General features: G+C 65.5%; 13 protein-coding genes. 5 read left to right on the forward strand and 8 right to left on the reverse strand.

Features of this window, described 5'->3' with window-relative positions; genetic code table 11:
• Positions 1-4: 4 nt before the first annotated feature.
• A complete protein-coding gene (locus tag RRF64_RS09210) occupies positions 5-5,248 on the reverse strand; it encodes a DUF748 domain-containing protein (protein WP_323845545.1) in 5,244 nt (1,747 codons plus the stop codon).
• A gap of 280 nt (positions 5,249-5,528) precedes the next feature.
• Here RRF64_RS09210 and selD point away from each other — a divergent pair, with 280 nt between their 5' ends.
• From selD to cobB, 3 genes are all read left to right on the forward strand, one after another.
• Positions 5,529-7,811 carry a selenide, water dikinase SelD gene (selD, locus tag RRF64_RS09215; RefSeq protein WP_323845546.1) on the forward strand — a complete coding sequence of 761 codons (2,283 nt, stop codon included), beginning with the start codon at positions 5,529-5,531 and terminating at the stop codon, positions 7,809-7,811.
• A 135-nt stretch (positions 7,812-7,946) separates the two neighbouring features.
• Positions 7,947-9,254, forward strand: coding sequence for an NAD(P)/FAD-dependent oxidoreductase (locus RRF64_RS09220; protein WP_323845547.1), 1,308 nt, complete (start codon positions 7,947-7,949; stop codon positions 9,252-9,254).
• A gap of 81 nt (positions 9,255-9,335) precedes the next feature.
• Entirely contained in the window at positions 9,336-10,049 is a 714-nt protein-coding gene (gene cobB / locus RRF64_RS09225; RefSeq protein ID WP_323845548.1) for a Sir2 family NAD+-dependent deacetylase, read from the forward strand.
• A gap of 6 nt (positions 10,050-10,055) precedes the next feature.
• Here the strand turns inward: cobB and RRF64_RS09230 are convergent, their stop codons facing one another.
• Together RRF64_RS09230 and RRF64_RS09235 are read right to left on the reverse strand one after the other, a co-directional pair.
• Positions 10,056-10,610, reverse strand: coding sequence for a SixA phosphatase family protein (locus RRF64_RS09230; protein ID WP_323845549.1), 555 nt, complete (start codon positions 10,608-10,610; stop codon positions 10,056-10,058).
• 188 nt (positions 10,611-10,798) lie between these two features.
• Complete coding sequence (locus tag RRF64_RS09235; RefSeq protein ID WP_323845550.1) at positions 10,799-11,272, reverse strand: hypothetical protein; 474 nt, start codon at positions 11,270-11,272, stop codon at positions 10,799-10,801.
• Between the two features lie 440 nt (positions 11,273-11,712).
• Here RRF64_RS09235 and RRF64_RS09240 point away from each other — a divergent pair, with 440 nt between their 5' ends.
• Positions 11,713-12,159 (forward strand): CBS domain-containing protein, encoded by a 447-nt coding sequence (locus RRF64_RS09240; protein ID WP_323845551.1) that lies wholly within the window; start codon positions 11,713-11,715, stop codon positions 12,157-12,159.
• Between the two features lie 43 nt (positions 12,160-12,202).
• Here RRF64_RS09240 and RRF64_RS09245 read toward each other — a convergent pair whose 3' ends face one another.
• Positions 12,203-14,071, reverse strand: coding sequence for an SLC13 family permease (locus RRF64_RS09245; RefSeq protein ID WP_323845552.1), 1,869 nt, complete (start codon positions 14,069-14,071; stop codon positions 12,203-12,205).
• Between the two features lie 265 nt (positions 14,072-14,336).
• Here RRF64_RS09245 and mnmH point away from each other — a divergent pair, with 265 nt between their 5' ends.
• Positions 14,337-15,425, forward strand: a complete 1,089-nt coding sequence (mnmH, locus tag RRF64_RS09250) for a tRNA 2-selenouridine(34) synthase MnmH (RefSeq protein ID WP_323845553.1) — start codon at positions 14,337-14,339, stop codon at positions 15,423-15,425.
• Positions 15,426-15,575: 150 nt separating this feature from the next.
• Here mnmH and RRF64_RS09255 read toward each other — a convergent pair whose 3' ends face one another.
• The 4 genes from RRF64_RS09255 to rlmD all read right to left on the reverse strand — a co-directional run bounded on the left by RRF64_RS09255 (position 15,576) and on the right by rlmD (position 18,823).
• Positions 15,576-16,505, reverse strand: a complete 930-nt coding sequence (locus RRF64_RS09255) for an SDR family oxidoreductase (RefSeq protein WP_323845554.1) — start codon at positions 16,503-16,505, stop codon at positions 15,576-15,578.
• Positions 16,502-16,885, reverse strand: a complete 384-nt coding sequence (locus RRF64_RS09260) for a VOC family protein (RefSeq protein WP_323845555.1) — start codon at positions 16,883-16,885, stop codon at positions 16,502-16,504. Before RRF64_RS09260 ends, RRF64_RS09255 begins: the two co-directional genes overlap by 4 nt.
• Before the next feature lie 45 nt (positions 16,886-16,930).
• Complete coding sequence (locus tag RRF64_RS09265) at positions 16,931-17,299, reverse strand: DUF2750 domain-containing protein (protein ID WP_323845556.1); 369 nt, start codon at positions 17,297-17,299, stop codon at positions 16,931-16,933.
• Between the two features lie 120 nt (positions 17,300-17,419).
• A complete protein-coding gene (rlmD, locus tag RRF64_RS09270) occupies positions 17,420-18,823 on the reverse strand; it encodes a 23S rRNA (uracil(1939)-C(5))-methyltransferase RlmD (protein ID WP_323845557.1) in 1,404 nt (467 codons plus the stop codon).
• Between the last annotated feature and the right edge of the window lie 5 nt (positions 18,824-18,828).

Raw genomic sequence — 18,828 nt, forward strand, 5'->3', positions numbered from 1 at the left:
CCTCTTAGTTGGAAAACTCCACCCGCGGCTGGCCGAAGTCACGCCCATTGTAGTCGGGCGCACAGGGGATCAGTTCGGCGGCGCTGATTCCCGCGTCCAGCAGATAGCGCTCTATCTGCCGGCTGCGTTCCAGCGCCAGTCGTTCGAATTCCTCAAACAGCATCAGCGGCGGGTGGCGGTAGAAGGATTCCCGCGCCCGGCGGCTGCCGCCGAGTCCCGGGGTCGCACCGGGATAGAGCGCGTGCCAGTCGCGCGGATTCGATATGCCGCAAATGCCGGGGCGCGCATCGGGGCGCTCGCGCAGCGTCGCGAGCATCTCCTGCAGCTGCTCCCGCGCGTCGGCATCGAGTTCGGCACTGCCCGGCGCAAACAGGATGGGATCGAAGTGCACCGCGCGGAAACGCCCCCAGGCGAACTTGGCCAGCGTATAGAAGCCGATCGGCGTGAAGTAGCTGAACAGCGCCTCCATGATCGCCTTCTGCAGCAGGTCGCTGAAGATATAGCTGAAGGAGAATTTCGGATCGTAGAGGTCGCCTCTGATCGGCATCCGGAAGCGCACATCGCCGTTGCCATCCCTGAGCAAGATGAGCGCGACGTTCAGCGGGATAAACGTGGACTTGACCGGGATCTGGTCCTCATCGCGCACCCGGCGCACGCGGATGCGCTCGAGTTCCATATCGGCGTGCGCCTGAACGGCATTTTCCCGCACCCGTATGTCGAGCGTCGCGTTCAATTGCCCCTGCAGCACCTTGTAGCCGAGCAGCTGCGCCATATAGGGCGTGGCCGGAATCAGGTTGGTATTGACGATATAACCGGTCAGATCGGCATTCCACTTGCGCGTATCCAGGTAGTCGATGGTGCCGGCCAGCTGTATCTCGCCAAAGCCGCCGGGGCGGCCGTTCAGCAGCACTGTCGCGGGCGGGTGCTCCGGGAGGTTGCTGGTGTTGCGCATGGTCAGGTAGATCGCCCTGATCGGCAGCCGCGCCCGGAACTGGCCCTGGCGGTCTACCCAAGTGAAGGTACCGTGGCGCACGTGGAACTCGTGGATGAGATAGCGGAATTGCAGCGCCTCAGTGACGGCTTCCGCCGCGCGCACCAGCGGCGTCTGATCCGCGCCGGTCAGGGCGGCGAGCTCCTGCAGGAACGGATACTCCCCCGCGCGATCGCGCATCAGTATCAGGCGCGGCCGCAGCGCGTCGACACGGGCGATATCCAGCCGCCGGGCGATCCGGTCGTACCCGAGCTGATCGACCTGCAACCCCGCCAGCCGGCCAATCACGGAATGGCGTTCGTACTCGGGCGCGTCCTCGCGCCGGTCGAAGAATTCGAAGTCCGCGGCCTCTGCGCGCAGGAAGCGAAACTGTGTCCTGTCGCTGAGCAGCTGCTCTACCGTGACACTTTCCCCGCGCACCAGCCCGCGCCCGTCGCCACTCAGGACCTGCACGCCCTGCAGCTGTACTCGCGACATCGCGAATCTCTCATCGCTGGTGATGTAGCTGCCGCTCACCATAAGCTTGTCCAGCGCGAAGCAGTGATCGAGGCGCGGCAAATAGCCCCGGGGGATACAGCTGGCGATGCCTTCCAGTTCCAGCTGTTGCGCATCGATTTCGCCGGCGCCGACGAGCAGCCGCAGCGCTGAGAAAGATTCCACCTGCAGCAATTGCGCGGGCAGCGCCTGGGCGTAATCCGGCTGGCTCAGCTCGATACCGTCGATCTCGAGGCCGTGCAGCAGCGTCGTACGCCCGAACGGTGTGTCGACGCGCTCCACACTTTGCAGCTCGACCCTGCCGAATCGATAGCAGGGCGCCAGGCGCGAATCGCCGAACATGCCCGGCGCCAGACAACCACGCGCGCCCGACAGCCTGCCCAGGGGCGCGCCGCCGAACGCGAGTTGATCCAGCTGTACCTGCGCTATCTCCAGTGGTGCACCCGAGCCCCGACCGATGCTGAGGCCGACCATTTCGACGGAGCCGTCGGTGGAAAATGGCGCGGCCAGGGAAATTTTCTGGGTGCCGGGCAGGTGCAGCCGGCGCAGTCCGTAACAATTGCCGAGGGCGCGCTCCGCCACATCCTCCAGCAGCTCGAGGGTCACCTTCTGCACCGGTCCGGCGGCACAGCCGCGCAGGCCCGCCACTTGCAGGTCCGTCACCCACAGGAGCGGCCCGCCGTCCCAGCTCAGCCTCTGCCAGCTCAGGCGCCGAAAGCCCGCCTGCAGGTATTCGCCCGCCCCTTCCTGCCAGAAGGCGACGGGCTCAGTGACCAGGCGCCCCAGCTCGACCCGCGCCGCCGCGGGCGTCAGCCCGATGCGACTGGTACCGGCGAATTGCAGCCGTTTGGCGCTGATACAGTCGGCGATGCCGCGAGTGCCGGCATCCTCCGGCAGCAGCTCGTGGAGACCGCAGAACAGCAACTGCCGGATATCCAGCCCGTGCAGGCCCAGGGTGTCGGGCGTTAGCGAGACGCGCTCGACGGCGAGGGCGTCGATGCGCCACAGCGGCTCCGCCACGGGCGCGGCCTTGAACAGGGTTTCACCGAGGGCGAGACCGCTTGCCCCCACTGTGCGCAGGTCGCTGGTGGCGACACAGCGCGGCAGCCCCGCGCGCAATGCGCTGTCCTGCGGCAGGCAGGCGAAAGCAGCGGCGGCGGACACATTGTGCAGATCGAGTTTCGCGGCTCGCTCGCCGCTGCGCGACCAGCGGATCTGCAGCTGCGGAGCCAGCAGCTGCTGCACCTCCGCGACCACCTGATCCCCGCCACCCGTCAGCAGAATTCGCTCGGCCAGCGTACCGCTGAAGTCCGCCGCCACCTGCTGGCTGTCTATGCTCAGCTGCCAGTCTTTGCCCGCGCGCACTTTCTGCACATCGGCGCAGCGGGAATCCAGCGCCAGCGACGGCACAGTTTCCGGCAGACAGAAATGGAGCGCCTGCAGGGAAAAATCCGGCAGGGACAAGAATATGCTGCGCTGCGGCGCGGGCAGGATGCGTATCCGCGCGTCGGGCAGGCGCAGTTCGGACAGGTCCAGCAGCGTTTGTTCCCGCGGGGTTTTCGCCAGCGCGCGCTCCAGGGTCAGCTGCCCGGCGGCCAGGTCCAGCCCGCCCTGCCAGGCGATGGCCAACGGGCTCTGCTGGCGCAGGTTGCGCAGATCGAAGCAGCCCGGCATCTGCTGTGGCTGTGAGTAAAGCAAACGCGCCCAGGATACCGGCAGGCAGCCCTGCAGGCGTGTCAGCGAGCTGCGCTGCAGATGCAAATTGGGGTTGGCGACGTCTGGTACCGGTATGCCATCGGCAGCGCCTGTGCTGTCGCGGCCGCGGTGCCGCGCCAGCTCTTGTGGCAGCAGGCCCTTTTCGTCGCCGATGTCAGCCACCGGCGGCGGGGGCGGCGTCACGGTCGCGGCGACAGGGGCACCTTGATCGGTGTCGATCCAGGGGTGGTCGACATCGGCATCGCGGCGCATAAAGCCCTCACCGGTGTGCAGCTGCTCCAGCAACAGGCCCCGATCGCCATCCAACTGATCCGACAGCAACAGCCGCTGCAGCCGCAGTTCACCGAGAATGGCATAGCCCTCGCTGCCGCCCTGCCAGGCAAAATTGCCGCGCCCGGCGAGGCTTTGCACTTCGGCGCACAGCGGCTGCCCCTGGGTCGGCAGTATCCCTGCCGGCAGGCAGCCGGACAGGGATTGCAGGCCGAAATCCTGCAGCAACAGCGGCGCCTCGGCGCCGTTCGCGGTGCCCACCAGATTGATACGCTGCCAGTGCAGCTGCTGTAACTGCAGCTGCGGGCGATTGTCGCGTTTGGCCCTGAACTGGGCGAGTCTCAGCGGCCCGCTGGCAAAGCCCCAGGGCTGCTGCGGTGCGCGCGCGGCGAAGCGCAGTTGCAGCGGCTCGGCAGCGTGCAGTCCGATAAGACGCACGCAGGTGTCCGGTTGCTGCCACAACTGCCCGGGCACGCAGCCGCTGGCGCTTTCCAGATCGATACTGGCGAATTCCAGCGTGCGGGTCTTGCCGCTGTACGTGAGAGCGCCGAATAGTGCCAGGTGCGCGGTGAGCGGATCGCGGTTCTGCCCCGCCACGTCCAGCAGCTGTACCTGCTGCAGGCGGCTGGGGCCGGCGGCCACAGTCAGCCGGTCACTCCAGTCGAAGGTCACCGGATCCGGCAGCTGCAGGGTACCGGCGCGCACACAGTGGTGGTGATCCCGATTGCGCAATCCGTCGGGACACCAGTCGAAGGCGCTGGCGCCGGCGCTCTGCCAGCGCAATCGCTGCTGTTCGCGCACATAGTCGAAATCGCGCATCGCCAGGGACTCGGCGCGCCAGTTCTGCCAGCGGCGGTCGCTGTGTCGCAGCTGGATGCCCTGACCGCTGGCGCGGCGCCAGCGCACCTCGGCGCCGCCGCCGAAGCTGAACAGCAGCTCGCCCTCCAGTTGCAGGCGGCGCGCAGTGCCGCAGTGGCCGATCAGGCGTCCGAGCCCGGGCAGCGCCTCGGCCCAGCGCTGCGGCGGGCAGCTGCCGAACTGACCGACGGCGACCCGCTCGGCGGTAATCCGGTTGCCCGGGCGCACGAAGCGCCCGGCGGACAAATCCAGCTCCACCAGCGCAGTGTTGTAGGTGGGCGCGTCCTTTTCACTCGCCAGCAGATCGCGCAGGCTCAGCTCGTCGGCACCGATGGTCAGCTGCAGCGGCTCGTCGCCGCTGCGCTGCATAGCCAGCAGAAAGTCGCGCGACTGCAGGTCGCCAAAGCGCACGCAACTCGGTGTCGGCCAGACCGGAAGGTGGCGATAGCAGAGCCGGCTGTCGCGGATGCGCACCCAGTCCAGCAACAGTTCAAAGTCGCGGTCCCGCCGCTCGCCCTGGCCCAGTGCCCAGCCGCCGACCTCCCACTGGCGCCCGCGCTCGGTGGCGACGGATTCAAGGTCGAAAGCGGCGCCGTCCAGATAGGCGCGCTGCAGCCGCCAGCGCCCGCGCAGCAGCTGCCACCAGCTGTAATCGAGCATCACTTCGCGCGCGTGGAAACCGCGGCCATCGCTGTTCCGCGCGCGCACACCGCGCGCGATGAGCTGCAGCCGGGGAATCGATACCTGCAGGTAATCGATGTCGGATTCCAGGCCGCGCTGCGCCAGCCACTGCTCGATTTTTCCCGTCAATATCGTCGAGGCAGCAATGGAAGCCGCGCCCAGCAGCAGCAACCCGCCCACGAGCCACCAGAGCAGGCGGCGAATCGAATCGGTTGGCTGAGTGGGTGTTTGTGGCATTAATGAAAACGGCGCCGAAAAATGAATTTAGCGAAACTTCGAGCTGCAGCTGTGCTCATTAAGTAAAGACCAGCAGCCCTGCTGCTTTTTTATGCTGGCGCCCCGATTGGCAATAATGCGCCGCGCAATTAATTTTCCCCTCTGGCAGACTGTCTACTATTTATCCTGCGGCCTGCCCGGCATCCGCGGCTTGTCGCGCCGAATTCCCATCGCGACTTTAATCTCGACGTCAGCCTCGACATCAGCCGCGCCTGATCAACCGCTTAGCCAGTGAGAAACCATGCAGGAGTACCCCAATTACCAGGACATAGTCCTGGTCGGTGGCGGCCACACACACGCAATAGTGCTGCAGATGTGGGCCATGAATCCGCTGCCGGGGGCGCGCCTGACGCTGGTTTCACCACAGGTCCAGACCGCTTATTCCGGTATGCTGCCGGGCCTCGTGGCCGGCCACTACCGCCTCGATGAAACCCACATCGACCTGGTGCGCCTGTGCCGCGCCGCGGGCGCCCGCTTCGTGCAGGCCTGCGCCCACCATATAGACCCGCTGAAGCGCAGGGTCTCGCTGCTGGGGCGCCCGGATCTCGAGTACGACATCCTGTCCCTGGATGTTGGGGCGACGCCGGCGCGGGACCTGCCCGGTTCGGAGCTGGCGATCCCGATCAAGCCCATCGGCCACTTCCATCGCTACTGGCTGCAGTTGCAGAAACGCGTGCAGAAGACCCGCGCGCCGATGAAGCTGGGTGTGGTCGGCGGCGGCGCCGGCGGCTGTGAGCTGGCGATGGCCATGGCGCACGCGCTGGAGGAGCAGGTCTATTCCGGCCGCGTGCAGATTCACCTGATTCACGCCGGCGATAAGGTGCCGGAGGGCTATCCGCTGCTGGCCCGCAGACTGGTGGCGCGGGAACTGGAAAAGCTCGGCGTCAGCCTGCACCGCCACTGGCCGGTGGCGGCCATCACCGAACAAGGGGTGCGCAGCGCCAGCGGCGCGACACTGGCACTCGACCAGGTGCTGCTGTGTACCAACGCCTGCGCCCCGCCCTGGCTGGCGGCTGCCGGGCTGGCGCTGGACACTCAGGGCTTCGTGCTGGTGGACGAGCAGCTGCGCGCACAGGGCTGCGACAATGTGTTTGCCGCCGGCGATGTGGCCAGCTTTGCCGCACACCCGCTGCCGAAGGCCGGTGTCTACGCGGTGCGCCAGGGGCCGGTGCTGTTCCACAACCTGCGCGCGGCGCTCACCGGCAGCGCGCCGAAGAGTTTCCGGCCACAGAAACACTTCCTCAGCCTGCTCTCCTGCGGTGACAAGCGCGCCGTGGCCGTGCGCAACGGCGTCGCCGCAGTGGGCGGCGCCCTGTGGCGCTGGAAGAATCACATCGACCGCGGCTTTATGCGGCGCTTCAGCGAGCTGCCGATCGCCATGGATGAGACGCCGGCGAAACGGCCGCGGGAGATCGTCGCCGCCCGCGGCGGCGTGTCGCTGTCGGCGATGCGCTGTAACGGCTGTGGTGCCAAGGTCGGCGCCGAGGTATTGCACCGCGCGCTGGAGAAACTCCCGGCGCAGCAGTCGGCCTACCTGCTGCGCGGCGCCGGCGACGATGCGGCGGTGATGGAGCTGCCGCAGGGCAAGTTGCTGGTGCAGAGTTCCGACCAATTGCGCGCCCCCGTCGGCGATCCCTGGCTGTTCGGGCGCCTGGCGGCCCTGCACGCGCTGTCGGATCTGTTTGCAATGCACGCGCGCCCCGTCACCGCCCAGGCGCTGGTCACACTGCCGCTGGCGACGGCCGAAATTACCCAGCGCGACCTGCAGCAGCTGCTCGCTGGCGCCGTGTACGAACTCAACCGCCACCAGTGCGCCCTGTCCGGCGGTCACACCGCCGAGGGGGCGGAGATGCAGCTGGGCCTGACGGTAAACGGCCTCGCCGACCCGGACCAACTGCTGGAGAAGAGCGGTGCCCGCGCCGGCGACTGCCTGATCCTGAGCAAGCCCCTGGGCATCGGCACCATTCTCGCCGCCGAGGGCATGGGTGAAGCGCAGGGGCGCTGGCTGCAGAAGGCCGTGGAAGCCATGTTGCAGAGCAATGCCGCGGCCGCGGACCTGTTCGCCCAGCACGGCGCCCGCGCGCTGACCGACATCACCGGCTTCGGCCTGCTCGGCCACCTGCTGGAAATGCTGGACGGCGGCGAGCAACTGGGCGCAGCGCTGATTGCCGAGCAGCTGCCGCTGATTCCCGGCGCCGCCCAGTGTGTCGAGCGCGGCTGGCTGTCCAGCTTGCAGCCGCAGAATGCCGCCGCCTACGCCTATGTCGACAACCCGCAGGAGTGGCAGAAACTGCCGCAGTGGGAACTGCTGGCCGACCCGCAGACCTGTGGCGGACTGCTCGCCGCGGTGCCGGCGGAATATGCGGAGAACTGCCTGCAGGCGCTGCGCCAGGCCGGCTGTACCCAGGCCGCGATTATCGGCGTGGTCACCGGTGCCGAGCGGCCGCTGGCACCCGTGCACCTGCTGCGCAAAGCCGACTGGCGCGAGCTGATCGCGCGCGAGGCGGAAACCGTGCAGAGTTGAATTGCCAAACCGAGGCCGCCGCGAGATACTGCCCGCCATAAATGCGCCGCACTGAGGTTTCATCGGCGCCACAAAAAAAATGGTCTTCACAGATTGGGGAGTCGGGCTTTTAGCAATCGACAGGAAGACCACAGTATGAAGAAAATCGTAATCGTTGGCGGCGGTGCCGGCGGCCTGCAATTGGCCACTCGGCTCGGACACTATTTCAGTTTCTCGCCCTTCCTGAAACGCCGCCGCAATTCCCCCGCCGCACAGATCACCCTCGTCGACAGAAACCGCACCCATATCTGGAAACCGCTGCTGCACCAGGTCGCCACCGGCGCATTGGATTCGAGCCTGGACGCGCTCAACTATCAGGTGCACGCGCGCGCCAACGGCTTCAATTTCCAGCTGGGCAGCCTGCAGAAACTCGATCGCCGTCGCCGCGTGATCGAACTGGCGCCGGTAGCGGACGACGAGGGCCGGCAACTGGTACCGCCGCGGGAGCTGGAATACGACTACCTGGTGCTGTGCATCGGCAGCCAGAGCAATGATTTTCACACCCCGGGTGTGCGCGAACACTGTGTATTTCTCGACAGCAGCGAGCAGGCGCAGAGATTCCACCGCCTGCTGCTGGACCGCTTTCTGCAACTGGAAACCCATATCGCCGATAAGGTCCAGGTGGCCATCGTCGGCGGCGGCGCCACCGGCGTGGAGCTGTCCGCGGAGCTGGTGGACGCCAGCCTGCAGATGGGCAATTACGGCCATATCAAACGGAATTCCCTCGAGGTCACACTGATCGAGGCGGGGCCGCACCTGTTGCCGGCGCTGCCGCCGCGGCTCGGCAACAACGCCGAGCGCGAACTCGGCAAACTGGGTGTGCGCGTGCTGACCGGCTGCGCCGTCGCCGAAGCCACTGCGGACGGACTGATCACCCGGGACGGCGAGAAGATTCCCGCGTCCATCCGCGTCTGGGCCGCGGGCGTCAAGGCGCCCGACTTCCTCGCCCGGCTGGACGGTCTCGCCACCAACAAACTCAATCAGATTGAAGTAAAAGCAGATCTGCAATCCACCAGCGATTCCCATATCTTCGCCATCGGCGACTGCGCCGGCTGTGTCGATATCGCCGCGCAGAGAGTGCCGCCGCGGGCCCAGGCGGCGCAGCAGATGGCCGGCGTGGCGGAATACAATTTGATTGCCATAATCGAGGGCAGGCCGCTGCGGGATTTCCGCTATCGAGATCGCGGTTCACTGGTATCGCTGAGCAAGCACACCGCGGTGGGCAACCTGATGGGCACGCTGGTCAAGGGCAGCCTCACGATCGAGGGCCGCATCGCCGGCCTCGCCTACCGCTCCCTCTACCGCATGCACCTGGCGGCGGTACACGGCTGGCCCAAGGCGATGCTTATCTATCTGGTCGGCCAGGCCAACCGCTTCGTGAAGCCACGACTGAAAATGCATTAACTTGGGGCGCCTAGCTGGCGACGCCCGGCTGGGAACGCGGGCCGCAGGCCCGCTCAAGCGAACACAGATCGAAAGAAAACAATGAAATACCACCGCATCGTCGTGCTGACCGGCGCCGGCATCTCCGCCGAGTCGGGCATCCGCACCTTCCGCGGCGCCGACGGCCTGTGGGAGAACCACCGGCTGGAAGACGTGGCCACACCCGACGCCTTTGTGCGCGACCCGCAACTGGTGCAGCGCTTCTACAATGAGCGGCGCCGGCAGCTGCTGTCGCCACAGGTCGCGCCCAATGCCGCACATCTGGCCCTGGCGCGACTGGAAGCGGAGTTTCCCGGTGAATTTCTGCTGGTCACCCAGAATATCGACGACCTGCACGAGCGCGCCGGCAGCCGCAACCTGATCCATATGCACGGCGAGCTGCTGAAGGCCCGCTGCAGTGTTTCCGGAGAGCTGTTCCCGCTCCGCTCCGACCTGAGCCCGGCGTCGGTATGCGAATGCTGCCGGCGCAGCGGCACCCTGCGGCCGCACGTCGTCTGGTTCGGGGAAATGCCGCTGGAAATGGACCGCATCTACGACACGCTCAGCGCCTGCGACCTGTTTATCAGCATCGGCACCTCCGGCAATGTCTACCCCGCTGCGGGCTTCGTCGAATGGGCCAATATGGCCGGCGCCCACAGTGTGGAACTGAATATGGAGCGCAGTACGGTCGGCGATGCCTTTGCGGAGCACCGCTATGGGCCCGCCTCGGAAGTGGTCACGGATTTTGTGCGCAGACTATTAGCGGGCCCGAAATAGCGGGGACTAATCCTGCGCTGACAGCTCGGCTTGTGCGCCGGCGCCGTATCGCTGCAACAGCGTGGTCACCCTGCCCCGATCCCTGATCACGATATACAGCCGGTCGTATTCCGTCGCCTCGACGATCGGCGCCCCGCCATCGGCGCCGAGCAGCTCGACCAACTGTGGCGTGGTATTGCTGTGGCCAACCACCAGGATGCGTTCGCCACTTTGTTGCAACTGCCGGGCAAATTCCGGCAGTGCACGCGGATCGTAGGACTGCACTCGCAAGCCCAGTTTCTTCGCCAGAGGTGCTACCGTGTTGCGCGTGCGCACAGTGTCCGTGGAGAAAATTCTGTCAATGCCGACCTCACCCAGCACATGTGCCAGCTGCTGTGCGCGCGCCAGACCCGCTTCATTGAGCGCCGGATCAGCATCGTGGGCACCCGGGTCAACGACCTTTTCCGCGTGACGCACCAGATAGATCACCTGCTGTTGCGGCAATTGTTCACTGTCCTGTGCCCCGGCCCACACGGAGCCGGCCAGGCAGAGGAAAATAATACTGACAAAGCGCGGTATCACTGATGGTTTCTCCCTATCGTTATTGGGCCGTTGATTTTAGCAGTACCTGTGCGGACAAATCAGTCCGCCCGATGCCGATACGACATCACGCCTGACGAGAGAGAACAGAAAAATTGGGGGGGGATTTAAGAAAGTGTTCCCGGCACCATGGAGTGCGGTGCCGGGCAAGCGGTATTGTCAGATCCGGATCAGATCTTCCACTCCTTCACTTTTTCCAGGCCGTGCTCTTCGATCCACTGGCTCAGCGGCTTCGGGTTGCGCTTCTTCTTTTCCACAGTAGCGCCGGTGTATGGATTGCGGTAGTGACCGGTTTCCAGCTTCGGCTCGCTGACTTTGGCGGACTGCGCGCGGCGGGCGCGGCGCGGTGCTTCGCCCTCTTTCTTCAGCGCGCGCGCAACGCGGGCCTTCAGGGTCTGGACAAAGTCGGGCGCATTTTCGTCGTTCAGCTGGCCCACCAGCCAGTCGACGATCTGCGGACCGCGGGCGACGAACAGCTCTTCCTCGTCCATCTGATACTCGGCTGCCAGGTTGACCAGCGCCTTGTCGAAGGCAATTACGCCATCTTTCTTGCGCTCGGCGCGGGCCATCTGCTCCTGCAGCTCTTCGATCTTGGCCTGGTGCTCGGCGATCTGTTGTTCAATCTGATCGTAATCCTGAAACATTGAATAAACCTCAACGGCGAATATGAGAAACACAGAGATTTGCCTGTGGCGATAAACGACACAGAATTAGGTTCCGGATATCGGAATGTCTAAATCTTAAATAACACCAACAACCAGCTGATTGGCATCAAACGGTGGTGTATTCGACATACTGGCGAGACAGCCGATATATCTACGCAGATAGCCGTATAGCGCGGAAATGCGCGCAGGATATAACGGCAATTACTGGAATTAAGATTAGTCGAGAAAGGCGGGCCGCCGGCGAATTACGGGCGCCGCATATATCTCTCGACTGCGGCGGCGAATAATAAGCTTTCGCCGCCAAATATCAACCGTTTATTGACTATATTGTAGCGGGGCCCACCGCCGGCCGAATAACTGACGGTTAATAGGGGCGCCGAGTGACTTTCCTGTGACCCTTTAAACCCGGCTTTAGTTCCATGAGCAAATCCCGCGACTTTCACCATATGCCGACGCTGGCGGCGCTGATGACCCCCTTCCCCTACCATATCGATATCGATGCCACCGTGGAGCAGGCGCTGGCACTGATGGAGGAGCACAGGGTGCACCATTTACCCGTGACCCGCGACGGCGATCTGGAAACCGTGATCTCCCGCGGCGATATCGAAAGGGCCAGCGCGCCGGGGCACCGGCTGGAGGAGCAGCAGCTCTATGTGCACGATCTCTGCGCCCGCCGCCCCTATATCGCCGATATTCACGATCCGCTGGACAGGATACTGCTGGCGATGGCGGATACCGGTATCGGCTCCGTGCTGGTGATGCGGGAGGGGGAGCTGGCGGGCATAGTGACCGTCACCGATGCCTTGCGCTTCTGCGGCAAACTGCTGGCCGAACTGGCGCAGAAGGTCGACGACTCCGTGGCCTGATTCGGCACTCGCGGGCTCGCGCCTGCACAACACTGCCCGCGAGTCAGAGCGGCCACACCCACAGCAGCGTGGGAATACCGACCAGCACCACCAGTATTTCCAGCGGCAATCCCATGCGCCAGTAGTCGCGGAATTCGAAGCCGCCGGGGCCGAGGATCAGGGTGTTGTTCTGGTGACCGACCGGCGTCAGGAAGGCGCAGGAGGCACCGATGGCCACCGCCATCAGGAAGCTGTCTGGATTAACGTCCAGCTGGCCAGCGGTACTCAGCGCGATGGAACACATGACCGCGGCGGTAGCGGCGTTGTTCATAAAGTCCGACAGGGTCATGGTGATGATCAGGATCAGCGCCAGGGCGACCACCGCGCTCCCCTGCGCCAGGTTTTTCAGCAACCCCTGCGCGACCAGGTCCGCCGCACCGGTGGTCTCCATCACCCCCGCCACCGGAATCAGCGCGCCCAGCAGCACGATCACCGAGCCGTCGATGGCCTCGTACATACCCCGCAGCGGCACCACCTTCAGCGCCATAAACGCCAGCGCGCAGGCGGAGAAGGAGATGGCCGCGGGCAGCAGGCCGAAGGCCGCGCCACTCACGGCGATGGCCATGGCCACCAGCGCCACCACGGCCTTTTCCTTGTTGGGAATACTGATGGCGCGCTGGGCCAGGGGCACGCAGCCCTGTTCGTAGGCGAAGGTGCTGAGGTTGTCATCGGTGCCCATCATCAGCAGCGCATCGCCGGCCAGCAGTGGCGTGGAGCGCAGCCTGCGCACCGAGCGGCGCCCCTGCCGCGACAGTGCCAGCAGGTTGATCTGGTAGCGCGCCGGCAGGCGCAGGAACTGCGCGGTGCGCCCGACCAGGGCTGAGTCCGGCATCACTACCAGTTCGCGCAGCTGTATGTCGGCGCGATCACCGCCGGATCTTTCCTTTTCCTTGTCCTTCGACTCGCGGTTTTCCCGGCTTTTCTTTGCCCGCTGCTCCTCGGCCTTCTCCTCACTTTTGCCCTTGCCCTCTTCCTCCTCCTTGGCCGGCTCTCCGGCGAGCTTCAGGCCCAGGCTGGAAATGGCGGAAGACAGGGCTTCCGGCTCGGCCTCGATCACCAGGATGTCGCCGCTGTACACCCGGTGCCAGGGGGTGGCCGGGGAGACGCGGGCATCGTTGTGCACCACGCCGACCACCTGCGCATCCTCGCTCTCCAGCATCTGCGCTATCTCGCGCAGGCTCTTGCCGGCGGCGGCGCTCTTCTCGCCGACCAGCGCCTCGGTCAGGTAGGTGCCGGTATCGAAAGTCGCCGCGCCCGCCTGGGGGCGCGCCGGCACCAGGCGCCAGCCGACCAGCGTCACGAACAGCACCCCCACCAGCGCCACCACCAGCCCCACGGGCGTGAAATCGAACATGCCGTAACTGCCGGCACCGGCGCTGGCGCGAAAGCCGGACACGATCAGGTTCGGGGGCGTACCGATCAGCGTCGTCATGCCGCCGAGGATGGTGCCGAAAGACAGCGGCATCAGTACCTTGCCCGGCGGCAGCTCGTGCTTTTCCGCCACGTCCGCGGCCACCGGCATCAGCAGTGCCAGGGCGCCGACGTTGTTCATGAACCCGGACATCAGCGCCCCCAGGCCGGTCAGCGCGAAGATGGCCAGGCCGATATTGCCGGACTTGGGCACCACCCGCTGCGCCAGCGCATCCATGGCACCGGTATTCTGCAGGCCGCGACTGAGGATCAGCACGCAGGCCACGGTGACCACCGCCGGGTGGCCGAAGCCCGCGAACGCATCTTCCGGTTCGATCAGCCCGGCGAAGACACAGGCCAGCAGCGACGCCAGCGCCACCATGTCGTGCCGCCATGGCCCCCAGATAAACAGCACCACGGTAACCGCGAGAATGATGAGAATCGTCAGCTGATCGACAGTCATAGAGAGAGGCTTCCCGGCGAGTGGCGGCGCAACGGAACAATCCACTGCCAGCTGTAAAACTGATCACCCATCAATGGTTCCTCCTGAACCATTTGATGGTCGCCCGCAAAATACTGGCGCAGATACGCGAATCTGCTGGTATTTCGCGGTCTCGCGCTGGCCTGCAGCCAGCGGCGGCACATCCCGGTGCCGCTCGTTAACCCGGCCAAAACATCGGCCGCCTGAATATTCAGGTTACACTGCGCAAAATTTCGGGAGACAGGATTTGCGCCAGAACACCGCGGACTACAAATACCTCTTTCTGCACGACGTGCCGCTGCTGGACGCGCGCGCGCCGGTGGAGTTCGCCCGCGGCGCCTTCCCGCAGTCGGAGAATCTGCCGCTGCTGGATGACCGCCAGCGCGAGCTGGTGGGCACCGAATACAAGCGCGCCGGTCAGCAGGCCGCCATAGATCTGGGCTGGCGCCTCGCCACCGCCGAGGTGCGCGCCGAGCGGCTCGCGGCCTGGAGCGACTTCGTGCGCCGCCACCCGGAAGGCTATCTCTACTGTTTCCGCGGCGGCCTGCGCTCGCGCACGACCCAGCAGCTGCTGCGCGCCGCGGATATCGACTATCCGCTGGTCGAGGGCGGCTACAAGGCGATGCGCAACTTTTTACTGGATCAGCTGGACTATCAGTGCGCGCAGCTGCCGCTGATCGTCATCGCCGGCCATACCGGCTGCGGCAAGACCGAGCTGATCCAGCGCGCCGCACGCGCCCTGGACCTGGAGGCGATCGCCCGCCACCGCGGCTCCAGCTTCGGCCGCACCGGGCGCGCGCAGCCGGCGCAGATCGATTTCGAAAACCGCGTCAGCATCGATCTGCTCAAGCTGGCGCAGCGGCCCGGGCCGGTGTTTATCGAGGATGAGAGCCGCCTGATCGGCCGCTGCGCCCTGCCGCCGGTGCTGCAGACGGCAATGAAAGGCGCACCGCGGGTGCTGGTGGAGGAGCCGGTGGAGGCGCGGGCGCGGCGTATCGTACGCGACTATGTGAATGAGGCGCTGCCGCGCTTCGCCGGCTCGGAACAGGGCCCGGCGGCAGCGCTGGGAGAGGAGCTGCGCAACAACCTGGGCCGGATCCAGAAGCGCCTGGGCGGACTGCGCTACAGGCAGCTGGACGAGCAACTGCAGGCCGCAAACCGCGAGCTGGCCGCGAGCGGCAGTGCCGACGCCTATATTCCGCTGGTGATGAGCCTGCTGACAGAATACTACGACGGCACCTACGAATACCTGATGGAGCAGCGCGAGGGGGAGGTGCTGTTTCGCGGCAGCTATTCAGAGGTCGAGGAGTGGCTGGTACGTGACTACTCCCTGTAGGGGCGGCGGGGCGGCCGTCCGCCGGTGGCCGCGATAGGAGTGGCCGACAAGTTGCCAGCCGGGAGATCTATCGCGGCCATGGGCCGCTCCTACAAGGGGGCCAGGTAGCGCCAGATTCGAGCACGCGCCCGCAAATGGGAAAGGAGCCCTTCAGGTATTGAGCGAAACCCGCCGCAACTGAAAACGTCGCGCAATAATCCAGTCCCGCAGCCGCCGCGGCAGCCAGCGCGCCATCCACGGCAGCAGGCGGCTCTTGTTGCCGATCCGTACCGTCGCCGGCGGCCGTTTGCGCAGCATTTCCTTTACCAGCCTTTTCGCCATGGTACTGGCCAGGGTCGCATTCTGCTGCGACTCCTGCGCGCGCGCGCGCACCGCTTCCTCCTGGCGCTTGTACCAGGAGTCCGGCGCCAGCAGGCCGCGCAGGGAGACCTCCGCATGGCGGCCGAACTCGGAGGCGATGGCGCCGGGCTGCACCGTCATCACGCGGATACCGAAGGGTTTCAGTTCCAGGCGCAGCACCTCGGACAGGGTGTGCAGGGCCGCCTTGGACGCGCAGTAGGCGCCGGAGAAAGGCGTCGGCATAACCCCGGACACCGAACCGATATTGCACACCAGGCCGCGGCGCTCGGAGCGCATCAGCGGCACACAGGCGCGGATCAGCGCCATGGGCGCAAAGACATTGGTGCGGAACTGGTTCTCCAGCGCCCTGGTATCGACTTCCAGCAGCGGGCCCATCTGGCCGTAGCCGGCGTTGTTGACCAGGATATCCAGGCGGCCGTAGGCGGCCTTCAGCGCGTGCACCACGCGGTTGATATCCGCCTGGGAATTGACGTCCAGCGCCTCGGTCGCGATGCCCAGGTCGGCCAGCTCCTGCAGGCTTTCCGGGCGCCGCGCCGTGGCGATCACGATGGTGCCGCGGCGGTGCAGGGCCAGTGCCAGCTCGCGACCGATGCCGCTGGAGCAGCCGGTGATCAGCGCCACCCGGTCCGGCACCACATAGCCGCGGCCGATCTGCGCCAGGCTCTCGGCGGCGAATAGCTGATCGGAGGGACGGAACCTCGTCACCGGCGGTTTGTTCACGGGCCCTGATCCGGTAATTGAAAGTGCGGGTTCTCTATCAGGCCGAAGATATTGCCGTAGGGATCGAGGAAACTGGCCATCAGTATGCCCTCGCCCACGTCGACAATCTCGGTGTGCTGGCGCGCGCCCATGGCTCCCAGGCGCTCCACCTGGGCGGCCAGGTCTGCGACGCCCCAGTAGGCGATGACGCCATCGGCGCGGCTGGTGACGCTGCGCGCGTCCGGGTTCAGCCCCAGCTCGAAGCCGCCGACATTGAAGCCCACATAGCACTCGGCATCAAAATAGGGTTCCTGTTCCAGCAGCTGCGAATACCAGCTCTTGGCCTCGGCGATATTGGTGACGCCGTAGATCACGGTGCGCAGGCCCAGTAACTGTCCCATGCTGAGACTCCCGTCGTTATCTGCTGATACTGTGCGAGGGGGAGATCACTGCAGCTCGTGCTCCAGCTGCTCGAGCAGGTCCAGCGGCTCCAGCTCGATGCCCTCCAGCTCCGAATTCCAGTTGATGCCCACCAGCAGCACATCGTCGTGCATACCGGTCAGCCAGTCGTCCATAAACTCTTCCAGGTCGATGGCCACCACCTGGTAGCCTTCCCAGTCGCCGTCGACGTGCATTTCGGCAAATTCGCGCTGCGACCAGAAGGGCATCACCTCGGTCTGCGGATACTTCTCGGATTCGCACAGGGCGAAGCCCTCGTCCCCCTCCAGCGCCCAGACACAGCCCTGCTCAGCGGCCTCGGGCAGAAAACGCGCGCAGTTTTCCTCGAAATCGTCACTCAGGGGTTCGACTTGCATACTTCCTGCCTCGGCACTCTGGAAAGGGAACGGATGGAAATGGACAGGAACGCAGTTTACGCCAGATTACCGGAGCCACCAACGAACGGCCGCCAGATATGTCGCAGGCGCTGCCGGCCCTTATCCCTTTTCAAACACGGCCATGGATTCGACATGTGCGGTGTGGGGGAACATATCCATCACCCCCGCCCGGGCCAGGCGATAGCCCAGCACTGCCAGCTCACCGGCATCGCGGGCGAGGGTGGACGGATTGCAGGACACATAGACGATCCGCCTGGCGCCAAAGCGCGCCAGTTCGCGCACCACCTCCAAGGCGCCGCCGCGCGGCGGATCCAGCAGTATCTTGTCGAAACCGGCGGCGGCCCAGGCGTGCGCGCGGATGTCCTGCGTCAGGTCGGCCGCGTGAAACTGCACATTGTGCAGGCCGTTCAGCGCCGCGTTGTCGGCACCGCGGCGGGTCAGCGCCCCCTCGCCTTCCACCCCGACCACTTCGCGCGCGCGGCGGGCGAGCGGCAGGGTGAAGTTGCCGAGACCGCAGAACAGGTCCAGCACCCGCTCGTGCGGCTGCGGGTCGAGCAGCGCCACGGCGCGGCTGACCATCTGCCGGTTGATCGCGAAATTGACCTGGACAAAGTCCAGCGGGTGGAAGCGCAGCGTCAGATCGAATTCCGGCAGCGTGTAGCTGAGCAGCTCGTCGCCGCGCTCATCCCCATCACCCTGGGGCCAGATTCTGTGCGCGCTGGCCACATCGCCGGGCTGCAGATACAGGTGGATGCCGGTGTCCGCGGCAAACGCGAGCCAGCGTTCGCGGTCCGCTGCGGTGAGCGGCTTCAGGTGACGCAGCACTATGGCCGCGGCGTCATCGCCGACCGCCACTTCCAGCTGGGAGAAACAGGCGCGCCCATCGCTGTCGTTAACCAGCTGTTTCAGGCGCGGAATCTGCGCGGCAATGGCCGGGTGCAGCACATGGCACTCGCGGATATCGGTCAGATCGTTGGAGCGCTTCTGGCGGAAGCCGAATATCAGCTGCCTGCCCGCACGCTTGTGCTCGCGGCTGTCCTCGCGACCGGGTTTCACCATACGGATACCGAGCCGCCCCTTGCGCCGGTAGCCGAAGGGTTCAGCCGCCAGCGGCGGCAGCACTTCGGGCACTTCGATATCACCGAAACGCGCCAGCTGTTCCAGCAGGATTTGCTGCTTCTCCAGGATCTGCGCCTCGGGCTGCAGATGCTGCACCGCGCAGCCACCGCACAGATCCACGTGCGGACAGCGCGGCGCGCAGCGCTGCGGGGATGCCTGCAGCACTTCCAGCAGGGTGCCCTCGTCAAAGCGCGAGCGCCGCGCAATGTACTGGAAGCTGACCTTCTCGCCGGGCAGCGCATTGTCGATAAACACCGTCTTGCCGCCGACGCGGGCGATACCGCGCATATCGTGACTGAACTTTTCCACGACCGCCTCGGCGCGCGCGGGCAGCGGTTTCTGCGGCGGTTTGGATGGGGAGAAGAAACGGGGCTTTTTGGCCATAAATT

This window comes from Microbulbifer magnicolonia, assembly GCF_035117725.1.
GTDB classification, from domain to species: Bacteria; Pseudomonadota; Gammaproteobacteria; order Pseudomonadales; family Cellvibrionaceae; genus Microbulbifer; species Microbulbifer magnicolonia.